The organism is Streptomyces sp. SID14478 (assembly GCF_010548525.1).
Classification (GTDB): domain Bacteria; phylum Actinomycetota; class Actinomycetes; order Streptomycetales; family Streptomycetaceae; genus Streptomyces.
On record NZ_JAAGMG010001156.1, the window covers coordinates 1 to 2,365 of the forward strand.

The window sequence follows — 2,365 nt, forward strand, 5'->3', positions numbered from 1 at the left end:
ACCTCGTCCCCTGGTACGCCGACTCCCCCGCCGCCTCCTTCACGCTGCCGCGCACCGAGGCCGACGCGGAGATCGGCGGCGGCGCGCAGGAGGTGACGGCGCGGCTGACCGCCCGGCGCCCCGCGGACGTCGACGGCGAACTGGCGGCGAAGGCGCCGCACGGGATCCGCGCCGAGGTGCCGAAGAAGTCCGAGCTGCCGCGCGGCACCACGGTCGACGTGCCGGTGAAGGTCACGGTCCCCAAGGACACCCCGGCGGGGACGTACGACATCCCGCTGACCTTCGGCGGCGAGACCCGGACGCTGTCCGTGCGCGCCTATCCGCGCACGGCGGGCCCCGACCTGGCCCGTGCCGCCAAGGCCTCGTCCTCCGCCGACGAGACCCCGGACTTCCCGGCGAAGGGCGCCAACGACGGGGACGCGGCGAGCCGTTGGTCGTCCCCGGCGAAGGACGGCGAGTGGTGGCAGGCCGAGTTCGCGCAGCCGGTCAGGCTCGGCCAGGTCGTGCTGCGCTGGCAGGACGCGTACGCGAGCGGCTACCGCGTCCAGACCTCGTCCGACGGCCGCAGCTGGCGCACGGCGGCGACGGTGCGCGACGGGCACGGCGGGCGCGAGTCGGTGCGGATGGACGCGAAGGACGTGCGCTTCGTACGCGTCGTCGGCGACAAGCGGGCCACGCAGTACGGGATGTCGCTGTGGTCGGTGGAGGCGTACGCGGTCGCCGACTGACCCGCACCGGAACCTGCACCGGACAAGGAAACGGAATCATGGTTACCACTTAGAACACATCGCGGCCCGCTATGTACTCAGTACATATACGCGGTACATACTCATCGTCATGAGCACCCGCCATGCCTTGCTGGGGCTGCTCGCTTCCGGTCCGAGCCACGGCTACGACCTCAAGCGACGCCACGACGAGCGGTTCCCGCAGGCCCGCCCCCTCGCGTACGCGCAGGTCTACACGACGCTGCAGCGGCTGGTCCGCGACGGCCTGGCCGAGGTCGAGGGCACCGACTCCGACGGGGGGCCCGAGCGGACCGTCTACCGCGCGACGAGCCGGGGCAGGGAGGAACTCCTCGGCTGGGCCCGGGAAGTCACCCCGCCCGCGCCCCACGTCGCCAACGAGATCTTCACCAAGGTCGTCGTCGCCATCCTGCTCGCCGACGGCGGGACCGACCCCGCCGCGCAGCTGCTCGCCCAGCGGGCCGCGCACATGGCGCGGATGCGCGAGCTGACCGCACTGAAGGCGGCGCCGGACTCCGACCTCACCACCGTCCTGTCCGCCGACTACGCCCTCGTCCACCTCGACGCCGATCTGCGCTGGATGACCACCACCGCCGCCCGGCTCACCACTTTGACCGCGGAGGTCACCGCAGCATGAGCACACTCCTGTCCGCCGAAGGACTCACGAAGTCGTACGGCAGGACGCCCGCCCTGCGCGGCGCCGACGTCGCGGTCCGCTCCGGCGAGATCCTCGCCGTCACGGGCGCCAGCGGCAGCGGCAAGTCCACGTTGCTGCACTGCCTGGCCGGCATCGTCCGCCCCGACGCGGGCTCGGTGACGTACGACGGCGAGCGCCTCGACGCCTACGGCGAGGAGCGGCTGAGCGAGCTGCGCCGCACGGAGTTCGGGGTGGTTCTCCAATTCGGCCAGCTCATCCCGGAGTTGACGGCCCTGGACAACGTCGCGCTGCCGCTGCTGCTCGCGGGCCGGCGCCGGGCCGTGGCACAGGAGGAGGCCGACGGCTGGCTGGAGCGGTTCGGGGTGCGCGGCCAGCGGGAGCTGCGGCCGGGCGAGATGAGCGGCGGCCAGGCCCAACGGGTCGCCCTGGCACGGGCGTTGGTGACCGAGCCCCGGGCCGTCTTCGCCGACGAGCCCACCGGCGCCCTCGACTCCCTGGCCACCGAGCAGGTCCTGACCTCACTGGTCCACACCGCGCGCGAGACGCACACGGCCGTGGTTCTGGTGACGCACGAGGCGCAGGTGGCGGCGTACGCGGACCGGGAGGTGAGCCTGCGGGACGGGGTGGTGCAGGAGATCTCCGGCCCCTTCGGGGCCACCGGCGCCGCGTCGCCCTCGGAGGTGGCGCGATGAGCGTCACCTCCGACCTGCGCCTCGCGTGGCTGCTGACCCGCGGCGCGGACCGGCTGGAGCGGCAGCGGTCCGCACTCACCGCCGTGGGGGCGGCGGTGGCGACGGGGTTCGCCGCGGGGGCGGTGGCACTGGCGGGCGTCACCGGGCAGTACGGATTCGCGTACGGCCACGGGCTGCTCGACCAGCCCGGCACCCGGCACGGCGTCGTCGCCGGTCTGGTGCTCCTGCTGATCCCGGTGCTCGGCTTCCTCGGCCAGTGCGCCCGGATCGGC

At 73.7% G+C, this 2,365-nt stretch carries 3 protein-coding genes and 1 pseudogene; all 4 read left to right on the forward strand.

Going from position 1 to position 2,365, the window contains the following annotated elements; all coding sequences use genetic code 11:
* Positions 1-728 (forward strand): discoidin domain-containing protein (locus tag G3I40_RS37035; RefSeq protein WP_164559215.1); only part of this gene is annotated, 728 nt, incomplete at its 5' end.
* Positions 729-837: 109 nt separating this feature from the next.
* A complete protein-coding gene (locus G3I40_RS37040; RefSeq protein ID WP_164559216.1) occupies positions 838-1,380 on the forward strand; it encodes a PadR family transcriptional regulator in 543 nt (180 codons plus the stop codon).
* Complete coding sequence (locus tag G3I40_RS37045) at positions 1,377-2,093, forward strand: ABC transporter ATP-binding protein (protein WP_164559217.1); 717 nt, start codon at positions 1,377-1,379, stop codon at positions 2,091-2,093. Before G3I40_RS37040 ends, G3I40_RS37045 begins: the two co-directional genes overlap by 4 nt.
* Positions 2,090-2,365 (forward strand): annotated as a pseudogene (locus tag G3I40_RS37050) (ABC transporter permease); the annotation flags it as partial. The gene G3I40_RS37045 and the pseudogene G3I40_RS37050, both read left to right, overlap by 4 nt.

Bases quoted from the DNA above. Each gene is read 5' to 3' on its own strand.
- G3I40_RS37040 (WP_164559216.1), top strand. From the start codon at position 838: ATGAGCACCCGCCATGCCTTGCTGGGGCTGCTCGCTTCCGGTCCGAGC.
- G3I40_RS37045 (WP_164559217.1), top strand. From the start codon at position 1,377: ATGAGCACACTCCTGTCCGCCGAAGGACTCACGAAGTCGTACGGCAGG.